This is a genomic window from Lentzea sp., assembly GCF_036380075.1.
Lineage (GTDB): Bacteria > Actinomycetota > Actinomycetes > Mycobacteriales > Pseudonocardiaceae > Lentzea.
Map to the genome: position 1 here is coordinate 1 of NZ_DASVFL010000074.1, position 19,573 is coordinate 19,573.

The 19,573-nt window shown below is 68.6% G+C and carries 23 protein-coding genes, 1 tRNA gene and 1 pseudogene; 6 read left to right on the plus strand and 19 right to left on the minus strand.

The genetic code is table 11. The annotated features are described in order from the left end of the window. From VF330_RS09720 to VF330_RS09755, 8 genes and pseudogenes are all read right to left on the minus strand, one after another. Positions 1-222: pseudogene (locus tag VF330_RS09720) on the minus strand (hypothetical protein); the annotation flags it as partial. After that, the gene (locus VF330_RS09725) at positions 219-539 is read right to left on the minus strand and encodes an Asp23/Gls24 family envelope stress response protein (protein WP_330851189.1); all 321 of its coding nucleotides are present in this window, start codon (positions 537-539) and stop codon (positions 219-221) included. The pseudogene VF330_RS09720 and the gene VF330_RS09725, both read right to left, overlap by 4 nt. Positions 540-541: 2 nt before the next feature. Further along, positions 542-718, minus strand: coding sequence for a hypothetical protein (locus tag VF330_RS09730; protein WP_330851190.1), 177 nt, complete (start codon positions 716-718; stop codon positions 542-544). 11 nt (positions 719-729) lie between these two features. Continuing rightward, complete coding sequence (locus VF330_RS09735; protein ID WP_330851191.1) at positions 730-1,170, minus strand: Asp23/Gls24 family envelope stress response protein; 441 nt, start codon at positions 1,168-1,170, stop codon at positions 730-732. Between the two features lie 58 nt (positions 1,171-1,228). Beyond that, entirely contained in the window at positions 1,229-1,522 is a 294-nt protein-coding gene (locus tag VF330_RS09740) for a hypothetical protein (protein ID WP_330851192.1), read from the minus strand. Then, a complete protein-coding gene (locus VF330_RS09745) occupies positions 1,516-1,863 on the minus strand; it encodes an Asp23/Gls24 family envelope stress response protein (RefSeq protein ID WP_330851193.1) in 348 nt (115 codons plus the stop codon). The genes VF330_RS09740 and VF330_RS09745 overlap by 7 nt, the downstream gene beginning before the upstream one ends. A 4-nt stretch (positions 1,864-1,867) precedes the next feature. Further along, on the minus strand, positions 1,868-2,407 hold the full coding sequence (locus tag VF330_RS09750) for an Asp23/Gls24 family envelope stress response protein (protein ID WP_330851194.1): 540 nt from the start codon (positions 2,405-2,407) through the stop codon (positions 1,868-1,870). Continuing rightward, the gene (locus tag VF330_RS09755) at positions 2,398-2,955 is read right to left on the minus strand and encodes a sigma-70 family RNA polymerase sigma factor (RefSeq protein WP_330851195.1); all 558 of its coding nucleotides are present in this window, start codon (positions 2,953-2,955) and stop codon (positions 2,398-2,400) included. Before VF330_RS09755 ends, VF330_RS09750 begins: the two co-directional genes overlap by 10 nt. 184 nt (positions 2,956-3,139) lie before the next feature. Between VF330_RS09755 and VF330_RS09760 the strand changes: the two genes are divergently transcribed. Further along, positions 3,140-3,346, plus strand: a complete 207-nt coding sequence (locus tag VF330_RS09760; RefSeq protein ID WP_330851196.1) for a CsbD family protein — start codon at positions 3,140-3,142, stop codon at positions 3,344-3,346. A gap of 4 nt (positions 3,347-3,350) precedes the next feature. Here VF330_RS09760 and VF330_RS09765 read toward each other — a convergent pair whose 3' ends face one another. The 4 genes from VF330_RS09765 to VF330_RS09780 all read right to left on the minus strand — a co-directional run bounded on the left by VF330_RS09765 (position 3,351) and on the right by VF330_RS09780 (position 6,461). Continuing rightward, positions 3,351-4,376 carry a saccharopine dehydrogenase family protein gene (locus VF330_RS09765; protein ID WP_330851197.1) on the minus strand — a complete coding sequence of 342 codons (1,026 nt, stop codon included), beginning with the start codon at positions 4,374-4,376 and terminating at the stop codon, positions 3,351-3,353. Positions 4,377-4,385: 9 nt separating this feature from the next. Beyond that, positions 4,386-4,679 (minus strand): hypothetical protein, encoded by a 294-nt coding sequence (locus VF330_RS09770; RefSeq protein ID WP_330851198.1) that lies wholly within the window; start codon positions 4,677-4,679, stop codon positions 4,386-4,388. Between the two features lie 192 nt (positions 4,680-4,871). Further along, positions 4,872-6,071, minus strand: a complete 1,200-nt coding sequence (locus VF330_RS09775) for a cytochrome P450 (RefSeq protein ID WP_330851199.1) — start codon at positions 6,069-6,071, stop codon at positions 4,872-4,874. A 48-nt stretch (positions 6,072-6,119) separates the two neighbouring features. Next, positions 6,120-6,461, minus strand: coding sequence for a hypothetical protein (locus tag VF330_RS09780; protein ID WP_330851200.1), 342 nt, complete (start codon positions 6,459-6,461; stop codon positions 6,120-6,122). A 927-nt stretch (positions 6,462-7,388) separates the two neighbouring features. Between VF330_RS09780 and VF330_RS09785 the strand changes: the two genes are divergently transcribed. After that, positions 7,389-8,252 carry a hypothetical protein gene (locus VF330_RS09785; protein ID WP_330851201.1) on the plus strand — a complete coding sequence of 288 codons (864 nt, stop codon included), beginning with the start codon at positions 7,389-7,391 and terminating at the stop codon, positions 8,250-8,252. Between the two features lie 72 nt (positions 8,253-8,324). Then, positions 8,325-9,257, plus strand: coding sequence for a hypothetical protein (locus VF330_RS09790; protein WP_330851202.1), 933 nt, complete (start codon positions 8,325-8,327; stop codon positions 9,255-9,257). A 283-nt stretch (positions 9,258-9,540) separates the two neighbouring features. On the opposite strand, the gene VF330_RS09795 is transcribed toward VF330_RS09790, so the two are convergent. The 3 genes from VF330_RS09795 to VF330_RS09805 all read right to left on the minus strand — a co-directional run bounded on the left by VF330_RS09795 (position 9,541) and on the right by VF330_RS09805 (position 10,604). Then, positions 9,541-9,615 (minus strand) — tRNA-Val (locus tag VF330_RS09795). A gap of 34 nt (positions 9,616-9,649) precedes the next feature. Then, positions 9,650-10,108: a peroxiredoxin gene (locus VF330_RS09800; protein WP_330851203.1), complete on the minus strand. Its 459-nt coding sequence runs from the start codon at positions 10,106-10,108 to the stop codon at positions 9,650-9,652. A gap of 64 nt (positions 10,109-10,172) precedes the next feature. Continuing rightward, the gene (locus VF330_RS09805; protein WP_330851204.1) at positions 10,173-10,604 is read right to left on the minus strand and encodes a DUF3052 domain-containing protein; all 432 of its coding nucleotides are present in this window, start codon (positions 10,602-10,604) and stop codon (positions 10,173-10,175) included. Between the two features lie 370 nt (positions 10,605-10,974). On the opposite strand from VF330_RS09805, the gene aceE reads away from it, so the two are divergent. Beyond that, positions 10,975-13,683, plus strand: a complete 2,709-nt coding sequence (gene aceE / locus VF330_RS09810; protein ID WP_330851205.1) for a pyruvate dehydrogenase (acetyl-transferring), homodimeric type — start codon at positions 10,975-10,977, stop codon at positions 13,681-13,683. Positions 13,684-13,728: 45 nt separating this feature from the next. On the opposite strand, the gene VF330_RS09815 is transcribed toward aceE, so the two are convergent. Genes VF330_RS09815 through pnuC form a run of 3 tightly spaced genes read right to left on the minus strand, consistent with a single transcriptional unit; the run spans position 13,729 to position 16,317 of the window. Then, on the minus strand, positions 13,729-14,517 hold the full coding sequence (locus VF330_RS09815; protein ID WP_330851206.1) for a GNAT family N-acetyltransferase: 789 nt from the start codon (positions 14,515-14,517) through the stop codon (positions 13,729-13,731). A gap of 4 nt (positions 14,518-14,521) precedes the next feature. Continuing rightward, complete coding sequence (locus tag VF330_RS09820; protein ID WP_330851207.1) at positions 14,522-15,697, minus strand: M14 family zinc carboxypeptidase; 1,176 nt, start codon at positions 15,695-15,697, stop codon at positions 14,522-14,524. Continuing rightward, complete coding sequence (gene pnuC, locus VF330_RS09825) at positions 15,694-16,317, minus strand: nicotinamide riboside transporter PnuC (RefSeq protein ID WP_330851208.1); 624 nt, start codon at positions 16,315-16,317, stop codon at positions 15,694-15,696. The genes VF330_RS09820 and pnuC overlap by 4 nt, the downstream gene beginning before the upstream one ends. A 55-nt stretch (positions 16,318-16,372) precedes the next feature. Between pnuC and VF330_RS09830 the strand changes: the two genes are divergently transcribed. Together VF330_RS09830 and VF330_RS09835 are read left to right on the plus strand one after the other, a co-directional pair. Further along, entirely contained in the window at positions 16,373-17,461 is a 1,089-nt protein-coding gene (locus tag VF330_RS09830) for a phytase (protein ID WP_330851209.1), read from the plus strand. Between the two features lie 9 nt (positions 17,462-17,470). Continuing rightward, entirely contained in the window at positions 17,471-18,511 is a 1,041-nt protein-coding gene (locus tag VF330_RS09835; RefSeq protein ID WP_330851210.1) for a winged helix DNA-binding domain-containing protein, read from the plus strand. Here VF330_RS09835 and VF330_RS09840 read toward each other — a convergent pair. After that, the gene (locus VF330_RS09840; RefSeq protein ID WP_330851211.1) at positions 18,508-19,551 is read right to left on the minus strand and encodes a glucose-1-phosphate thymidylyltransferase; all 1,044 of its coding nucleotides are present in this window, start codon (positions 19,549-19,551) and stop codon (positions 18,508-18,510) included. The genes VF330_RS09835 and VF330_RS09840 overlap by 4 nt on opposite strands. Between the last annotated feature and the right edge of the window lie 22 nt (positions 19,552-19,573).

Below are 19,573 nucleotides of genomic sequence, written 5' to 3' on the forward strand. Positions count from 1 at the left end.
GAACAGCAGCAGCCCGACGACCGCGACGACCCCTCCCGTCACGGCCACCTCCCGTGCCGACCACGTCGTGCCGTGCAGCCTTCCCACCACCGCGTCGTACGACAGCAGCGGTGCCTCGCCGAGGGCGAGCTGGATCGCGGACACCGCGACCACGACCGACATGGCCAGCAGGACGAACGCCGCGAGCGTGGCGGGCAGCACCCGGCGGGAACGGCGGGTCACAACACCCTCCCCGCCGACGCCTTCTCGACGCGCAGCACGCCGACCGAGACGTCCACGACGGACACCCGCAGTCCCGTCAACGCCCCGACGCGCTCGACGAGGTGCGCGCGCACCCGCGCGGCCGTCGACGCGACCGGTGCCGGGTACCGGAGGTCGAGCCGCGCGTCCAGCGAGGCGACGCCCCCGGTCACGCGCGCGGTGACCTCGGCACCCAGCACGTCCGCCACCTCCATCGCGGCACGTCCGGCGATGCGGCTCACGGCGCGGTCCGCGACCGTGGTCAGACCTGGTTGTGCGGCAACGAGAGATGCGGTCATGGTCAGTCCCGATCCCTGCCGAGCAGCTGCGCCAGGTCGAGCTTGCCCTCGGCGACGCGGCCGGCCACGAGGCCGATCGCGCCGAAGACGAGGACGACCAGGAACGCGCTGAAGCCACCGAACGCCGCGGCCAGACCGAGCGCGAGCCCGGTCAGCAGGCCCAGTGCTGTGGTGCTCATGGCGTTCTCCCTCACTGCACGCGCGCGGTCTCGGGCTCGTCGCCCTCGGAGTCGCTCGGGATGTGCACGTCGTTGACGTTGATGTTGACCTCGACGACCTCGAGGCCGGTGATCTGCTCGATGGCGGTGATCACGTTGCCGCGCACCGACTTCGCGAGGTCGGCGATCGGCACGCCGTACTCGACGACGAGCTCCAGGTCGACCGCGGCCTGCTTCTCGCCGACCTCGACCGACACGCCCTGGCCCGCGCTCGCGGTGGCTCCGGGGATCCGGTCGCGCAGCGCGCTCAGCGCACGGGTGGCGCCGCCGCCGAGGGCGTGGACGCCGCGGATCTCCCGCGCGGCGAGGCCGGCGACCTTCTGCACCACGACGTCGGCGATGGTGGTGGAACCCTTGTCGGTCACCAGCTTCGCGTCCACGACGCTGTTCCTCTTCTCGATCGCCTGCGTCATCGCTAACCCCTTCCCTCGAAGTGTCGTCGTCTGTAGGACACAGCCTCCGGCGGAAACGTCACGCCCCGTTCAGGTGATCGAGCGCACGTTTGTCCACATCGGTCACAACGATCCGCAGCATCGCGTCTTCCCATTGCGTGCCAACGAGAACGGCCCGCAGCACCTCGCCGGCCTCCGCGCACTGCAACGGCAGCCTGGTCGCGACGACGCGCACGCACACCAGGTCGTCCTCGACGTCGACGGCCACGGCGTCGACGTCCCACGGGATCCACGAGCGGGCCGGCTCCGGCGCCGACGGCCGCAGCCCCTCGATCTTCCCCAGCGCCTTCAACAGCTCCGCCACGATCACCATGCGACGTCCACCACGGTGACGAGAACGGACTCCACCTCGACGCCGGTCAGTTCCGGCACGACCGCGCGCACCGACCGTTGCACGGCGCGGGCCACGGCCGCGGCCTGGTCCAGTCCCGAGATCACCACGTCCACCTCCAGCACCGCGGCCACTCCCGACCACCGCACCCGCACACCTTCGACCGGCGCCGGCTGCAGACCCTTGATCTGCTGCCGCGCCGTGCGCACCACCGAACTCACCAGGCCCGCCATCCCGGGCTGCACGCGCACACCGGCGACCCGTTCGGCCGCGTGCACCGCGACCGCCGCCACAGCCGGTGCGGACACGACTGTCTCGATCACTCGCTCACCCTTCGAGAACGTCCGACACGACGAGGTCCAGGCGGGCGAGCCGCACACCGATGCGCGCCGAGGCCGCGGCCAGCACCCGCCGCCGCACCTCCTCGTACGCCTCGACCGTGACGCGCGCGGTGATCGCGATGCTGAGCTCGACCTCGATCACCGGGTCCGGCCCGGTCGACTCCTCCGCCTCGACGACCCGGCACCCCCGTGCCCGCACGCCGTCGACGCCGTCCGCGGCGTACCGCAGCACGGCCGCGACCGCCCGCGTGCTGATCCGCGCCAGCCCGTCGCCGGGCAACGGCACGACGTCCGCCCGTCGCACGTCGGCGCGCACGGCGGACATGACACGGCTGACCAGGTCGGACGGTGGTTCCAGCTCCTCCTGCGCCATTTCCTCGGTCGCCGCGCGCAGCACCAGCAGGCTTTCCCGCACGGCCGCGCAGTGCGGACACGAGCGCGTGTGCTCGTCGGAGAGGTCGATCACCTCCCAGACCTGTTCGACGTCCCGCCCGCACGGCAGGTCGTAGTCGGACGTCACCGCCACGGCGCCATCACCTCCGCGAGTTGTGCCCGTGCCCGTGCGAGCCTGCCGCGCACCGCCTGCTGGGTCGTGCCGATCGCCTCCGCGATCTCGTCGTAGGACCGGCCGTGGACCTCGCGCAGCACCCAGCACGCCCGCTGTTCCGGTGTGAGGCCGCGCAGTGCGGCTTGCAGCGCGTCGAGCTGCGCGTTCACCTCCACCGCGCGGTCGGGCCGGGTGCGCGGTGCCGCCGACTCGTGCTCGTCGAGCTCCGTGTCGGTGTGCGGCTTGCGCTTGCGCAGCACGTTCAGGCACTGGTTGGTGGTGGTGCGGTAGAGCCAGCCGAGGAACGCCCCGTCGTCCTGGAGCTGTTCCAGGCGACGCCACGCGGTCAGGAACACGTCCTGCACCGCGTCCTCGGCGTCCCCGCTGCTGCCCACGATGCGCAGCGCCAGCCGGTACATCGGACCCTGGTAACGGCGGACCAGCTGCTCGTAAGCACGCATGTCGCCGTCACGGGACCTAGCCACCAGCGTGGCATCGTCGAGTGCGGCTGCCTCGGCCACGCTCATGCGCACACCCCCGCCCAATTTCTCCGTCGTCCGATGGACACGTTCGTGCGCGAAACGTCACGCGGTTCCACAATTTCCCGGTCGTGAGCGTCCTCACCCGGTTTTCACCCGACAGTGGCGTGACGATGCCCTGGTCAGGGGTGTCGAACCGACGTCAACGAACTCTCAGCCGGAGGAGGACGCGATGTCGCTGTCGGACAAGTTCAGCAACAAGGCCGAGGAGCTCGGCGGCAAGGCCAAGGAGACCGCGGGCGAGGTGACCGGCGACGAGCAGCTCGCCAACGAGGGCCGCGCGGACCAGGCCAAGGCCGCCGTCAAGGACGGCGTGGAGAAGGTGAAGGACGCGGTCGGCGGGGTCGTCGACAGCGTCGCGAAGCACCTGAAGAAGTAGCGCTTCAGCCGAAGCGGAGCTCTCCCGCGACGACGCCGTCGAGCTCGCGCACGAAACCCGCGCCGAACGCGCTGGACGGAGTGTGCGAGCCCGGCGCGGCGTCGTGGATCTTCCCGATCGCGCGGAGCACGGCGTCCGCGGTGAGGCTGTAGGCGTTGGGCGTGGTGATCGCGCACTGCACCTTGGTCTTCGCGTCCCACGCCTCGCCGAACACCTCGGCACGCGTGTTCGCGCGCCTGCTCTCGTCGGGGCCCTTCACCTTGCCGGCGACGGACTTGGCGACGTTCTGCACGAGCGAGGTCTGCAGCACGGGCGAGAAGAACTGCTGCAGCTGCCCGAGCACGCCGGGCACGGTCGTGAACGTGGTGATGTTCGGGATGCCGGTCGACCGGTAGGCGGTGCTGACGTCACCCCACGGGATGCTGCCGACCTCGCGCGGCCCCGACCGGAAGTACGCGGTGCGCCTGCGGTGCCCGATGCGCACCCGCCTCAGGTCGCCGTTCACCCGGATCCGCCCGCCGACCGCGGCGGCCTCGACCGACGTCTTGGTCGTGCCCGCGCTCGCCCCTCCCCCGACAACGAACGCGAGGTCGAGGTGCGTGGCGGTCGGCAGCGCCTCCTTGAGCATCGCGGCCACGCAGTCCGTGGGGACGACGTCGAACCCGGCGCCGGGCAACAGCACGATGCCCGCCTTGCGCGCATCGATGTGCCTCGCGCTCACGGACTCGAAGACGTCGATCTCGCCCGTGATGTCGAGGTAGTGCGTGCGGCTCTTCAGACACGCGTCGACCATCGCGTCGGAGGTCTGCGAGAACGGGCCCGCGCAGTGCACGACGACGTCGACGTCATCGAGGTTCTTGCGCGCGTCGCCCAGGTCGAACGCGCGGTGCTCCAGTCCCAGCGCGGCGGCGACCGGTTCGACCTTCTCGCGCGAACGGCCGGCGAGCACGGGCCGTTCCCCGCGCTCGACCGCCAGCTCGGCGATCAGACGTCCGGTGTAGCCGTTGGCGCCGTAGACCATCCACGTCATGACGCGACCTTACCGGTGAGTAGCGTTCCGGGAACCCAGCAGCGACCCGATCAGCAGCAGCACGCCCACCCCGATCACCGGCAGCCCCCACAGCAGCCGCCGGTGCCGCAGGTCCGCGCAGATGTCGACGTAGGCGGGACTCACCGCCGAGGCGGCGGGCTCGTCGAACCCGATCCCCACGCTGTTGCCGCACGGGATCAGCGTCCCGCTCGGCGCCTCGACGGCGAGCGTCACGAAGAGGATCGCTCCCCCGCCGAGGAGGAACGCGAGACCGACCACGACCGCGAAGGTGCGCACCGACATGAACAGAAGTTACGTCTCATGTGGACTTCGGGATAGCCCTGGTCAGACGCATTGGGGCTGATCCCCTAACCCCCCGCCGGCCGGTGCCGCGGACCGTGCTTTCCCACCATGCGGGCAAGAACCCGCAACCTTGCTCCACACGGCCGTGGGGCGGCTGCGGCGCAGGGCCGCCGACCTTGATCCATCCCGCCTTCACCTCCCCAGCACCACGGGCAGCGAGGCGAGGCTGACCATGATGTCGTTGTGCGTCACCGGCGGCTGCTCGGCTCGCGCGCGAACGGCCCGCGGGAACCGCGTGACGAGGTGCCGCAGCACCGTCTCCGTCTCCAGCCGCGCGAGCGACGACCCGAGGCAGAAGTGCGGCCCGTACCCGAACGTCGCGTGCCCGTTCACGCCCCGCCCGACCCGGTACTCCGCCGCGTCCTCGTGCGCCCGCGGGCACCGCCCCGCCGAGCCGAGGTTGATCAGCAGGATCGTGTTCTCGGGGACCGCGACCCCTTCGATCTCGACGCGCTCGGTGGTGATGCGGTGCGTGGCGTGCCGGACGGGTGAGTTGTGCCGCAACGTCTCCTCGACGAGCAGGGGCACCAGCGCGGGGTTGGCCGCGGCCTCTTCCCACAGCCCGTTGTCCAACGCGTCGTGCACCACGTTCGCGATGAGACCCGCCGTCGTCTCATGACCCGCCACGACCAGAAGGAACGCCATCGCGATCAGTTCGTCGTGCGTCAGCCGGTCACCGTCGTCGTCAGCTTCGACCAACGCCTTGAACAACGAGCCCTCGCCCAGCGAGCCACCCGTGAGCAGTTCGTGGAAATACCCGCCCAACGCGTCACTCGCGGGCTGCGACAGCGCGGGGTCCATCGACAGCATCGTCTCGATCAACCTCCGGACCGCCACCCGGTCGTCTTCCGGTACCCCCAGCACCTCGCCGATGACGTGCAGGGGCATCGGCACCGCGAGCCGGGCAACGATGTCGACCTCCACACGTTCCGGCAGCGCGTCCACGAGCTCCGAGGTGATCTGCTCGACGCGAGGCGCGAGCCGGTGCACCGCCTGGTGGTGGAACGCCTTGACCGCAAGCCGCCGCAACCGCGCGTGCCGCGGGTTGTCGCTGTTGAGCATGCTGGGCCCGAACAGCCCGGCGAGGTCCGTCTGCGCACTGCCGGCCTCATTGAGCTGGCGCATCATCTCCCGCTGCAACAACCCGCTGTCCTTGGACAACCGCCTGTCGGCGAGGAGTGCGCGGGTCAGTTCGAGCCCCACCGTCACCACCGAGACCCGCACCCCGTCCGGCCGCCTGGCCGCGTGCACGGGCCCGGTGCTCCGCGCCTCGTCCTCCAGCAGGTGGTGATCCCGCGCCCGCAGTCCGCCGCCGGTGAGCAAATCCGCCACGTCGCCTCCCATCGCCGTTCCGGAGGCTATTGGAGCCGAGCCAAGAACCTAGATCGTCCTCACCGAAGGCAACCCGCGTGGCGCAGCGTTGCGTCCCAGCACCCACTCGGGCAGGTGGTGCTGCAACGCGGCACGCCCCCGCGACGTGATGTCGACCGGCGCGGCCATCCCGTGCTTCCCGGGCCGCTCGGGCTTGTCCCACGTGATCCAGTGGCGCTGGTGCAGGTTCTCGAGGTCGTCGGCGTCCCGCTGCTCGGCGGGCCGGTGCTCCAGGTACCAGCTCGTGGCGCCCCTGTGCACTCCGCCCTGTTCGACCAGGGCGAGGAGCTTGATCTGCTCCTGGGTGACTGCGGTGGTGACGGGCTTGGCGGCCTTGCCCTTGCGTCTCACAGGTGGTCGTCCTTCGGAGGAGGCTCCAGGCAAACGCGTACAAGTTACGTCACCGAGCCACCGCGACCACCTTCTCGAACTCGACTTGGGGTCATCTCTCCGCCGAGACGACCCCAAGCTGAGACGCCGAGACGAGCTCGGCGGCCCGCCTACCCGTTCAGACGCGGGTAGGTACCGCCCTCGCCTCCGCGAGACGAGGGGTTACGAAGCTTGGCGGCCATGATCTTTCTCCTTGTCTTGACTGGTCACCGGCCATGTCGCAGCGACCTGGCCCAACACTACGAACGATCTGTCGCACAGTTGTCACATCGCGTTGCGGCAACGGATGAGCCCGTCGCCGGACCGGCGCCGGAGCTCGTTGACCGTGCCGAGTCTCCTGATTCCACCTGGCCAGCCCTTCACGAGACTGCTGACGGACAGGCGAGGTTCCTCCGTCGCACATCTACCGCCCGAGGCTCGATCCATCGGCCACCGAACCGATGCCCACCGACCGAAACTCTCAAGAATCAACATCGCAGGAATTCGGGATTTCCATTCCCAACTGAGTCACGAGAATGACGCACGATCCCGTAGTGGCGCCTGTCCGTCAGCACTCATGGCAAGCATCTATCCGAACACCCTCAGGACGTCCACATCTCGCCGTCACGCTCCTCGACGTCATCAGGAACTCGCGGCAACCACTGCCTCGCCGCGAGACTCCGCAAAACCAGCCATACGTCGTGGTCCGAACGGCGGTAGACCGCCGCCACGACCATTCGAGACGATATGGCTCACTCTTGTCACAGTCGCCGGGGGTTCGAAGTGCCAGGTTCACGTCCAGTTCGCCACGCCGAGCAAGCAGCCGGCAGGTTTCTGGAACATCTCCTCCGCCAGCCTGGCCGCTCTCGCAACATCTGGGTCGCTGTAGCTGTCGACCTCGGGTTGCACGTGGCTGCCAACGACCCCAGCGAGTTCAACCAGGAGGCCGCCGGCGCCGCCTGGGCGCGTTACCTCTACGACAACGACCAGCTCACCGGAACGGACCTGGTCCGGTACAAGGCGGGCGCGAGCAACAGGAGAACGCGTGGAAAGCGCATCAAACATCACGCGATGAGCAGGGCATTGTCAGGCAAGTCACTGTCTCTTGCGACGCTCAAAGAGCTGATCGACGTATTTGAGATCAAGAGGATCGACGCCCAGAGACTGGAGAACATCTGGCACGGGAAGGAGTACGCACCGGTCGTGGAAGGCACTCTCGTCCAGCCGCCCGGTTTCGGTGAATCCGGTCTCGAGACGGTGTACATCCAGGAAGAGCACGTACTGGGCCCGGACGGCCTGCCACTGCGACACGAGACACGTCAGACGGTCCGTTCACTTCGCGATGGTGTCGACCACTTCCCGCATCGCTTCGACACCGACGAGCTCGAGGTCACGCTTCTCAAGGGAGGAACCCAAAGCGAGCTCGTCCAGTGCGAGAGCGGCTTGTGGCTCGTCAAATATGTTTTCTACGAGCCTCTGAAACTCGGGATTCTGCAGGACTTCAGATATCAGCTCGACTTCCACTACAGCGAACCACCTCCCACCGTCTACAACAGAACGATCTACGGGCACTACAGCGGTGGGTGGCATCTCGATGTCACGTTCGACGAGAACCGCCTTCCGAACAAGGTGTGGTGGGCGGAGTGGGAGACAGCCGATCCGCACAGCCCGATCAAGCACGAGGAACCCGTCGCACTGGATCCTGACCACTCGGTTCACCGGCATCTGGTGTCAATCAGCAGTGCTGTTGCGGGGTTTCGATGGGTGTGGTAGCTGGCGGTTCCAACTGACGAGTAGGCATGGCAGACTCTTAGACCCTCGCTCTAACGTGCTCGGAGGCCTGCCATGTCAAGCTCCACCCTGGCTGGACCGGATGCCGCAGCCGCGTACTTGCGCGAGCTGCTGAACCAGCAAGGCCGATACCGAGATCGCTGGATGCAGCGGGCGGAGAAGCCCCGAAGAAATGAGATCAGCCAGGCTGCGGTGGCCCGGGTCATAGCCGACTACTTACGACTGAAGTCGGGCGAACCCCCCAACGCTCGTGCACTCAGAAGCTTCATCCAACGTGCACTCGCAGGACGAAATCTCACGTCAGAGACCTTGAAGTTGTTCGTCGGCGCATTTTCGTTGTCAGAAGACGACGCACGTCAACTGCTTGCGTTGTTCAGCGGCGCGCATCCCGAAGAAGTTGACGCCGTCCTGTTACCGCTTGCCGCACCGCCCGCCAAGGCCGCCGGCTTCCAGACACCCAGCTATGAAGTGGTGTCCTTACAAGAGGAACATTACGTCGGCCGCGACGGAACAGCTCACGAACATCATCTCGTCCAGAGGATCGAGGCACTGGTCGACGGGGTCGACCGCTGCCCGGTGCGCTGGGACACGCAAGCCATCGAAATACTCGAGACAAAGGGCGGCCAGGTCACAGATCTCTACCACTGCGGCCTTGCGACCTACGCTTTCGACATTGTCCTTCCCCACAAGTTGACTAAAGGGGAGCAGACAACGATCGAGTATCGGGTGAAGCTCAAGTACAAAGAGCCCAGAGGTTTTTTCAGGCGCGTTGCCTCACGCCCGACGAAAGACATGTCGCTCACCGTGAACTTCCACCCGGACTACGTACCCTCTCGCGTCTGGTGGGCCAGCTGGAATGACCGCGAGCCGGACAGCCGACCACTCACGCGTGAACACGTCGAGGTCAAGACAGATCGAGAACCGCATGTTTTCAAGTCACTCGCTTTCGCGGTGCAAAGCGTCATCGGGTTCAGCTGGGAATGGTGAGGGACCACTGACCCGAGCGGGCAAGTTCTAAAAGAGAAGTTTTCTTCCATCTGCGGCGACCGGATTGACGGGATACGACCGCGCCACCAGCAGGAAACAGCTTCTCCAAGCAGATCTCCGCAGCCGAAAAGGCTGATCAGATCAAACTCACTTCGCGAAGTCATCGCGTGGGTGTTCACATGACGTCTGTGTGCACCCACACGACGTTTGACAGTCTCTTGGAGAACTGCGCTCAACCGGTGCGGTCCGCTCACGGTGAAACTTCAGGCCAGATCCGCAGCAGTGGTGGGCGCGACAGGGATCGAACCTGCGACCGCTCGGGTGTAAACCGAGTGCTCTTCCGCTGAGCTACACGCCCCAACCCACGCCCGAAGACGGACGCAGGACCTACATCATGCCCGAAGAGAGGCTACGGCCCTCTTCCACCCGGACTGGTCCCGGGCCTCCCCGGGCGAGTTCACCTCGGCGAACCGCACCACGCCGGAGACGTCCACCAGGAATGTCCCCCGCACGGCCATGCCGGAGTCGGAGTTGAACACCCCGTACGACGACGCAACGGCCCCGTGCGGCCAGAAGTCCGACAGCAGCGGGAACTGGTACCCCTCCTGCTGCGCCCACGCCTTCAGCGCGTACGGCGTGTCCACGGACACGCCCAGCACCTCGACGCCCTCGTAGGCCGGGAGCTCGTCGCGGAGCTGGCACAGCTCGCCGCGGCAGATGCCGGAGAACGCGAACGGGTAGAACACCAGCAGCACGCTCCGGACGCCGCGGAACGACGACAGCGTCACGGGCTGCTTGTTGTAGTCCCTGAGCGTGAAGTCCGGTGCCTCGGAACCGACGGCTACCGCCACGGGAACCCCTCCTCGCACCACCCGGATCCACGAGCGACGTCGGACCGCCCGTGGATCCAGGGGGTCAGCGCTTGGCCTTGGCGGACTTCGGCCACACCAGGCGGGTGCCGGCCCAGTCGTCCGCGACGCTGATGTTCGAGGTCTGCGAGAGGCCCGCGGTCGGCACCGCCTCGGCGATGTCCGAAGGCTCCACGTGGCCGGGGCGGCCGGTCTTCGGGGTGAGAACCCAGATCACGCCGTCCTCGGCGAGCACCCCGGTGGCCTCGAGCAGAGCGTCGACCAGGTCGCCGTCGTCCTCCCGCCACCAGAGCAGCACGACGCTCACGGTCTCGTCGGCGTCCTCGTCGAGGATGTCCCCGCCGATCTGCTCTTCGACGGCGGCACGGAGGTTGTCGTCGACATCCTCGTCCCAGCCGAGCTCCTGGACGACCATGCCCGATTCGATCCCGAGCTTCTCGGCGACGCCGATCTTGCCGGCGTCTTCCGCGGCGACCACGGTTTTCACTCCTCCAACTACGCAAGAGCGACAGCCTCAGAGACTGCCGCCAAGTCGACTACCTCGGGCTAGCGAACACTGTCAGCTACCTCCGGCGCAACTGTTGACCACGTGACACGCCGTAACAGGCCCCCCTGTGGAGGGACCTACACTGGCATGAGGCACGCTCTACATACCTCTTATCGCGCGCGCGTGAGCGACACGATCCAGAACTACCGATCAGTAGCGATGACGAAGTCGCGCCGCAAGGACAACGATAGGAGCGCGTGGCACGGTTTCCGGGCCACGCGAGTACCGCCAACGAAGCCGAGGAGACACCTTGAGCCCGCAGAACACAGGCCCCGAGCGGGTACGTGTCATTCGCGACGGTATGGCAGCCCACCTGCCCGACATCGACCCCGAAGAGACTTCGGAGTGGCTCGAGTCGTTCGACGAGGTGCTCAAGGGCGGTGGCCAGCAGCGGGCGCGGTACCTGATGCTGCGCCTGCTGGAGCGTGCGCGTGAGAACCACGTCGGCATGCCCTCGCTGACCAGCACCGACTACGTCAACACCATCCCCACCGAGCGGGAGCCGTGGTTCCCCGGTGACGAGGAGGTGGAGCGCCGTTACCGTGCGTGGATCCGGTGGAACGCCGCGATGACGGTGCACCGCGCGCAGCGGCCCGGCGTGGGTGTCGGTGGACACATCTCGACGTACGCGTCGAGCGCGTCGCTCTACGAGGTCGGCTTCAACCACTTCTTCCGCGGCAAGAACCACCCCGGCGGCGGCGACCAGATCTTCATCCAGGGCCACGCCTCGCCCGGTGTCTACGCCCGCGCGTTCCTCGAGGGCCGGCTGTCCGAGCACCAGCTCGACGGCTTCCGCCAGGAGTACTCGCACGCCGGTCCCGGCGGTGGCCTGCCGTCGTACCCGCACCCGCGCCTGATGCCGGACTTCTGGGAGTTCCCCACGGTCTCGATGGGCATCGGCCCGATGAACGCGATCTACCAGGCGCGGTTCAACCGCTACCTGCAGGCGCGCGGCTTCCGGGACACCTCCGACCAGCACGTGTGGGCGTTCCTCGGCGACGGCGAGATGGACGAGCCCGAGTCGCGCGGCCTGCTCCAGCTCGCGGCCAACGAGCAGCTCGACAACCTCACGTTCGTCGTCAACTGCAACCTGCAGCGCCTCGACGGCCCGGTGCGCGGCAACGGCAAGATCATCCAGGAGCTGGAGTCGTTCTTCCGCGGCGCCGGCTGGAACGTCATCAAGGTCGTCTGGGGCCGCGAGTGGGACTCGCTGCTGCACGCCGACCGCGACGGCGCGCTCGTCAACCTGATGAACAACACGCCCGACGGCGACTACCAGACCTACAAGGCCAACGACGGCGCGTACGTCAAGGAGCACTTCTTCGGCCGCGACCCGCGCACGAAGGCCCTCGTCGACGCCATGAGCGACGACGAGGTGTGGAACCTCAAGCGCGGCGGCCACGACTACCGCAAGGTCTACGCGGCCTACAAGGCGGCGACCGAGACCGTCGGCCAGCCCACCGTCATCCTCGCCAAGACCATCAAGGGCTACTCGCTCGGCCCGCACTTCGCGGCCCGCAACGCGACGCACCAGATGAAGAAGATGACCCTGGCGGACCTGAAGGGCTTCCGCGACAGCCTGCGCATCCCGATCTCGGACGAGCAGCTCGAGGCCGACCCGTACCTGCCGCCGTACTACCACCCCGGGCAGGACTCGCCGGAGATCCAGTACATGCAGGAACGCCGCCGCCAGCTGGGCGGGTTCGTGCCGGAGCGCCGCACCAAGTCCAAGGCGCTGGTGCTGCCGGGCGACAAGGTCTACGAGGGCGTCCGCCGCGGTTCGGGCAAGCAGGAGGTCGCCACGACGATGGCGTTCGTCCGTCTCGTCCGCGACCTCGCGAAGGACCCGGAGATCGGCCCGCGCATCGTCCCGATCATCCCGGACGAGGCACGGACGTTCGGCATGGACTCCATGTTCCCGACGCAGAAGATCTACAACCCGAACGGCCAGGCGTACACGTCGGTGGACGCCAACCTGATGCTCGCCTACAAGGAGTCCGAGCAGGGCCAGATCCTGCACGAGGGCATCAACGAGGCGGGGTCCACGGCGTCGTTCACGGCGGTCGGCACGTCCTACGCCACGCAGGGCGAGCCGATGATCCCGATCTACATCTTCTACTCGATGTTCGGCTTCCAGCGCACGGGCGACGGCCTGTGGGCGGCGGCGGACCAGATGGCGCGCGGCTTCGTGCTCGGTGCCACCGCGGGCCGCACCACGCTGACCGGTGAGGGCCTGCAGCACGCCGACGGCCACTCGCTGCTGCTGGCGCACACGAACCCGGCCGTGGTCGCCTACGACCCGGCGTGGTCGTTCGAGGTGGCGCACATCGTCAAGGACGGTCTGCGCAGGATGTACGGCGAGAACGCCGAGAACGTCTTCTACTACATGACGGTCTACAACGAGCCGTACGTGCAGCCGGCCGAGCCGGAGAACCTGGACGTGGAGGGCCTGCTCCGCGGCCTCTACCGGTACCAGGAGGGCCCCGCGGGCGACGGTCCGCGCGCCCAGCTCCTGGGCTCCGGCGTGGGCCTGCCGTGGGCTCTGCAGGCGCAGAAGATGCTGGCCGAGGAGTGGGGCGTCTCCGCGGACGTGTGGTCCGCCACGTCGTACTCGGAGCTGCGCCGCGACGCCGTCGACACCGACCGCCACAACCTGCTGCACCCGGACGCCGAACCGCGCGTGCCGTACGTGACGCAGGTGCTCAAGGACGTGCAGGGTCCCGTGGTCGCCGTGTCCGACTGGGCGTCGGCGATCCCGGACCTGATCCGCCCGTACGTCCCGACCGACATGACGACGCTGGGCACGGACGGTTTCGGCTTCTCCGACACCCGCCCGGCCGCCCGCCGCCACTTCCTGGTGGACGCGGAGTCGGTCGTCGTCGCCACGCTGGCCGCACTGGCCAAGCGCGGCGAGGTCGAGCAGTCGAAGGTCGTCGAGGCGGCCCGCAAGTACCGCATCGACGACGTGCAGGCGGCCGGCCCGTCCACGTCGGACGCGGGCCTCGCGTAACCGGTTCGGCGAAGGGCCGCTCCGCCACGCGCGGAGCGGCCCTTTTCACGCCCTGAGGGCGTACTCGGTGAACCGGCCGGCGGTTCGGAACCCCAGACGCCGGTAGACGGTCTCGCCCTCCTCAGAGGCCTGCAGAACCGCGGTTCGGTGTCCCTCGGCCCGTGCGGTGTGCAGAGCGGCCGACGTGATCGCACCGCCGTAGCCCCGCCGCCGGTCCGTCGCGAGCGTCGCGATGTTGTAGATCCCGGCGACACCCGCGTGCGGGAACACCTCCGCCGTGCACACCGCGCGCCCGTCCACGTACCCGACGAGATAGCGCGCCGGGCTCGTCAACGCGTGCGGTGCGACCGCGGCGTAGAAGCGGCGGACCGTGGCGGCGGGCGGGTCCCAGTTGGCTGCCAAGACCTCCGCGTGGTCCGCGAGCTCGGCCTCGGTGCTCACCCGGCGGATCTCCAGCCCGTCCGCGACCGGCTCGGGCAGGGTGGCGCCGGCGAGGTCGAGCCACATGGCGGCCTCGGTCTCCGACGCGCTCAGGCCCGCATCGGCCAGCACCGCACCGAGGTCGGCCGGGGTGCTCGCCGGACCGACCCACCACGAGAACGGCCGCCCGGTCGCCGCGACGGCCTCCACCGTCTCGGCGACGCGCGTGGCGGCGGTCGCCTCCGTGAACCGGGCCGCCGCCACGAGGTTGAACGTGTCGTCTTCCAAGCCGCTGTCCGCGACCAGCAGGTCGTCCGCCTCGGCCACGGTCGCGTCCGGCAGGTACCGGTGCAGGTGGCACGCGTGCGCGGCGAGGTTCCGCTCCATGTCCGCCAGCAGGTCGGCACCGGTCACGGGCTCAGCACTGCGCAACGGGCTGTGCCCCCACCAGCGGCTGGTCGGCACGACCGTCCAGCAGCAGCGGGACGATCGGCCGCGCCTCCTGTTCCACCGGCACGATCCGGTCGCCGCCCCGCAGGTACTGCGACGTGATCCCGTGCAACGCCAGCTCGTCCCGCACCTCGACGTACTGCGCCCCGGTCAGCACGTACCCGCACGGCGCGGGGACGACGTCCGACGGGTCAGGGGCCTGGTTGTCGGCACCACCGAAGTACACGGGCCCAGACCGCACAGCGCGCGACGCGGCGTTCGCGGCCTCGATCCCCTCCCGGTTGTCCCGGACGAACGCCTGCGTGCCGTCCAGGGCCTTCAAATGCGACTCGACGCGGAACGCGGGCGTGCCCAGGACGTTCGTCTCGACCAGCAGACCCATGCCGTGCTTCAGGCCGCCGGTGTTGCGCAGGATGCGTTCCTGGCCGTCGCCGGCGACCTGGCGCACGGGCTCGCCGGTCACCGGGTCGACGTAGATGCCGTAGACGCTGGAGGTGCGGCCGGCGGCCTCGACCGAAGGACGCACGTACGACCGCGACAACGTCTCGGACAGGTCGTGCACGCCGTCCGACACGTTCAGGTTGCGCGGCCACAGCCACAGCACGTCCTTCACGTAGTACGGCGCGGAGGGCCCGAACTCGTGCAGGTCGTGGATCACGTCGGGCTTGAAGTCGCGGATCACCGCGGCCATCGCGCGGGCCTCGGCCGTGCGCAGCAGCAGGTGGTCGCGGTTGATGTCGATGCCGGCCGAGTTGCCGCGGGTGTCGAGGACGCGGCCGTCCGGGTTGGCGTTCGGCACGAACAGGTAGGTGACCTGCGACGTGCGCGGCAGCGAGCGCATGCGGACCAGGCACGCCTCGCGGCCCGCGGGTTCGTCGCCGTGCTGGGAGCAGATGAAGAGCACGACGGTGCGCGCCGACCGCGGGCCGACGCGCACCAGTTGGATCGGACGGCCCTGAGCCGTGACACCGATCTGCGAGATCGGGAGGTCCAGGGCGCGCAGGTAGGTCTGTTCCTCCGACTCCGAGGTCCAGTTGCCGGTCTTCTCGAAACCGGTGCGTGGCGGCTCAGATGCCGCAGACGCCGTGGCGGGCGGAGGAACCAGGAACGAAGCAGCAGCCAGGAATGCGACAAGTCCCCTCATAGGGGAGACTTTGCCGCCTGTGTCAACCGGCGGGCGGTGCGGTTCCAGTCGACGAAGCCGTGGACCACCAGACCCGCGAAGATCAGGTAGACGAACGCGCTGAAGTACAGGCCCGACTGGATCTGCAACGGCACGCCGACGGCGTCGACCACCAGCCACACCAGCCAGAACTCGACCAGGCCGAGGCCCTGCAGCGCGAACGCCAGCACGGTGCCGACGAAGATCGCGGCGTCCGGCCACGGCGCCCACGAGGCGTCCAGCCAGTCCAGCACCAGCGCGAACGCGACGGTGCCCGCCACGAACGCCCCTGCCACGGCACCGCGTTCCCGCCAGGAGCCCTTGCGGACCACCACGCCGAAGACGGGGTCGCGCCGCTTCACCCAGGCGTACCAGCCGTAGAGGGCGATCAGCCCCACGACGATCTGCCGGGTCGCGAGACCACCGAGGTGCGAGGACAGGTAGACCGTGAACAGCAGGGCGACCGAGACCAGTTGGACCGGCCACGTCAGCAGGGACCGGCGTTGCGCGAGGAACACCACCGCCAGCGCCAGGACCTGCCCGAACAGCTCCGTGTACGCGATCTTCTGCCCGAAGATCGTCAATCCCGTCTCGTACCACACGGCTTGTTCCCCCGCGGTTCAGTCGCAGTACACCGGTGTTTCCTACGGTCCCACCATGTCACCTTCCTCAGCACTCGCGCTCGTCTCTTTGTTCCTCACCGCGCCCGCGACGCCCGTCATCACACCGACGGTCGTCACGCAGACCTTCGAGGAGCCCGCGGACGCGGACGACCCGGCCATCTGGGTGAACCCGCGCAACGCCGACCGCAGTGTGGTCCTGGGCACGCTCAAGGAAGGCGGCCTGGCCGCGTTCGACCTGAACGGCCGCACGATCGACGTGTACCCGGCACCTCAGCCGCCGACGCCGGACGCCAAGCCGGGCCGGTTCAACAACGTCGACGTGCTCGGCGACCTCGCGTTCGTCAGCGACCGCGGCCGCGACCGCGTCCGGGTGTTCCAAGTGGACGAACGCGGCGCGAGGGACGTCACGAACCCCGCCACCGGGCCGGTGTTCAGCAGGACCGAGGAGGAGGTCGACGACCAGCACACCGCCTACGGCCTGGCCGCCGGGAAGGTCGACGGCAAGGACGTCGTCGTCACGAGCCGCCGCAACGAGACGACCATCGCACTGCTGCAGGTCGTCAAAGGTGCCCGGTACGACACGAAGAAGGTGTCCACTCTGGACCTGCCGAGCACCTTCACCCTGCCCGACGGCAAGCAGTGGACCGTGTGCGGTGAACCCGGTGAGGGACCGCAGGTCGAGGGCATGGTGATCGACGAGCGCACGAACACCCTGTACGCGGCACAGGAGGACGTGGGCATCTGGCGCATCCCGTTGCGGGCCAACGGCTTCGGCAAGCCGCAGCTCGTCGACAAGGTCCGTTCGTGGGGCGCGCCGCAGAGGTACAACCCGGAGACCGAGGAGTGCGAGGCCGACGGCCCGAACCCCGGCTTGGGCGGGCAGTGGCTCGAAGCCGATGCCGAGGGCCTGACGATCGCGGACGACGTGCTGCTCGCGTCCAGCCAGGGCGACTCGCGGTTCGTCGCCTACCGCACGGCGGACATGAAGCCGCTCAAGGACTTCCGCGTCAAGGACGTCGAACACTCCGACGGCGCCGACATCGTCCTCGGCAAGCTCAACCTGCTCGTCGTCCACGACGGGGAACGTCCGAACGGCACGGGTTTCGCGTTCATCAGGTTCTAGTCTGTCCCGATGGGGACGCTGAGCCAGGACCAGCTCAACAGAGCGCTGATCGAACGCCAGATGCTGCGCGAGCGCGCCGACATGAGCGCGCTCGCCACCATCGAGCACCTCGTCGGCATCCAGGCCCAGGAACCGAAGTCGCCGTACATCGGCCTCTGGACGCGCCTGGAGGACTTCCGGCCGCAGGAGCTCGAAGACCTGCTGACCACCCGCGAGGCCGTCCGCATGCTCCTGATGCGCGGCACGATCCACCTGGTCAGCGCACGGGACGCGCTGGGACTGCGGCCCCACACCCAGCTCAAGCTCGACCGCGAGCTGCGGAGCGGCCCGTTCGCGGGCCGGCTGAGGAACCTCGACCTCGACGAGGTGGCCGAGGCGGGCCGCAAGATCCTCGACGACCTCCCGCAGGGCACCGCGGACGCCGGGAAACAGCTCCGGGAGCGCTGGCCCGACCGCGAGCACACCGTCCTGGGCAACGCCCTGCGCAACAAGCTCGCCCTCGTCCAGCTCCCGCCGCGCGGCCTGTGGCACCGGAGCGGCAGGGCCGTCTGCACCACGGTCGAGAACTGGCTCGGCGAGCCACAACGGGCGATGGACAAGGAGGAGCTGGTTCTGCGCTACCTCGGGGCGTTCGGCCCGGCGACGGTGATGGACGCCCAGCAGTGGTCCGGTCTCACCAAGCTCACCGAGACGTTCAACGCCCTGCGCCCGCGACTGGTCACCTTCCGGAACGAGGCCGGCAAGGAGCTGTTCGACCTCCCCGACGCCCCGCGCCCCGACGCGGACACCCCGCTGCCGGTGAGGCTGCTGCCCGAGTTCGACAACGTCCTGCTCGCCCACGCCGACCGCAGGAGGGTCATCGCCGACGACCGGCTCGGCGTCGTCGTCGGCGGCAAGCCCACGGTCCTCGTCGACGGCTACGTCGTCGCCACGTGGACGATCACCAAGGACCGCGCGATCACCGTCGACTACCTCGACAACCTGCCGAAGAGCAGGCAGAAGGCGGTCGCCGAGGAGTGCGACCGCCTTCAGGACTGGGTGCGGGCCTAAGCCGCCACGTCGACGTGCGCGCCGTCCCCGACGACCAGCCGGTGCTGGCGCGCCGACCCGACGCGGGCCCGGCGGCCGATCAGCGACGTCTCGATCCCGGACACGTTGTGCACGGACGCCTCGTTGAGCACGATCGAGTCGGCGACACCGGACTCGGTGATCCGGCAGTCCGCGCCGATCGACGTGTACGGACCGATGATCGACTCCTCGACCAGCGTGCCGGCGCCGATGATCGCGGGACCGACGATGCACGACCGCACGACGCGGGCGCCCTCCTCGACCACGACGTCACCGATGAGCCGCGACTCGTCGTCGACGATGCCCTGGATGTCGGTCCGCAGCCCCATCAGCAGCTCGCGGTTGCACTCCAGCACGTCCTCGACCCTGCCGGTGTCCTTCCAGAACCCCGAGTACATCCGCGCCCGCACGTCCCGCTCGTGCGTCACGAGCCACTGCAGCGCGTCGGTGATCTCGAACTCGCCGCGCCACGACGGCTCGATCGCGTCGACGGCGGCGTGGATCGCGGGCGTGAAGAAGTAGACGCCGATCATCGCGAGGTCGCTGCGGGGTTCCTGCGGGTGCTCGATCAGCCGCGTCACGCGCGAGTTCTCGTCCACCTCGGCGACGCCGTAGAGGCGCGGGTCCTCCACCTTGTCCACGAGCACCTGCGCGGTCGGCCGCAGGCGGGCGAACTCGTCCGCGATCTGCCCGATCCCCTCGACCAGGACGTTGTCGCCCAGGTACAGCACGAAGTCGTCGTCGCCGAGGAACGGCCGGGCGATCCGCACGCAGTGCGCGACCCCCAGCGGCAGGTCCTGCCTGATGTAGGTGATCGACACGCCCAGGTAGGAGCCGTCGCCGAACAGCTCGGAGATCTCCTGGCCGCTGTCGCCGACGACGATGCCGATCTCGGTGATCCCGACGTCCCTGAGGTTCTCGACCACGTACTCGAGCACCGGCTTGTTCGCGATGGGAACGATCTGCCGGGGTATCGAGTATCCGGCGGGGCGCACGCCCGCGGACAGCACTAGGGCTTTCATAGGTCCTCCACCGCGACGGAAC

Coding starts and splice junctions, on each gene's coding strand:
- VF330_RS09725 (WP_330851189.1), bottom strand. CDS start 539: ATGACCGCATCTCTCGTTGCCGCACAACCAGGTCTGACCACGGTCGCG.
- VF330_RS09730 (WP_330851190.1), bottom strand. CDS start 718: ATGAGCACCACAGCACTGGGCCTGCTGACCGGGCTCGCGCTCGGTCTG.
- VF330_RS09735 (WP_330851191.1), bottom strand. CDS start 1,170: ATGACGCAGGCGATCGAGAAGAGGAACAGCGTCGTGGACGCGAAGCTG.
- VF330_RS09740 (WP_330851192.1), bottom strand. CDS start 1,522: ATGGTGATCGTGGCGGAGCTGTTGAAGGCGCTGGGGAAGATCGAGGGG.
- VF330_RS09755 (WP_330851195.1), bottom strand. CDS start 2,955: ATGAGCGTGGCCGAGGCAGCCGCACTCGACGATGCCACGCTGGTGGCT.
- VF330_RS09760 (WP_330851196.1), top strand. CDS start 3,140: ATGTCGCTGTCGGACAAGTTCAGCAACAAGGCCGAGGAGCTCGGCGGC.
- VF330_RS09765 (WP_330851197.1), bottom strand. CDS start 4,376: ATGACGTGGATGGTCTACGGCGCCAACGGCTACACCGGACGTCTGATC.
- VF330_RS09770 (WP_330851198.1), bottom strand. CDS start 4,679: ATGTCGGTGCGCACCTTCGCGGTCGTGGTCGGTCTCGCGTTCCTCCTC.
- VF330_RS09790 (WP_330851202.1), top strand. CDS start 8,325: ATGTCAAGCTCCACCCTGGCTGGACCGGATGCCGCAGCCGCGTACTTG.
- aceE (WP_330851205.1), top strand. CDS start 10,975: ATGGCAGCCCACCTGCCCGACATCGACCCCGAAGAGACTTCGGAGTGG.
- VF330_RS09820 (WP_330851207.1), bottom strand. CDS start 15,697: ATGAGGGGACTTGTCGCATTCCTGGCTGCTGCTTCGTTCCTGGTTCCT.
- VF330_RS09830 (WP_330851209.1), top strand. CDS start 16,373: ATGTCACCTTCCTCAGCACTCGCGCTCGTCTCTTTGTTCCTCACCGCG.
- VF330_RS09835 (WP_330851210.1), top strand. CDS start 17,471: ATGGGGACGCTGAGCCAGGACCAGCTCAACAGAGCGCTGATCGAACGC.
- VF330_RS09840 (WP_330851211.1), bottom strand. CDS start 19,551: ATGAAAGCCCTAGTGCTGTCCGCGGGCGTGCGCCCCGCCGGATACTCG.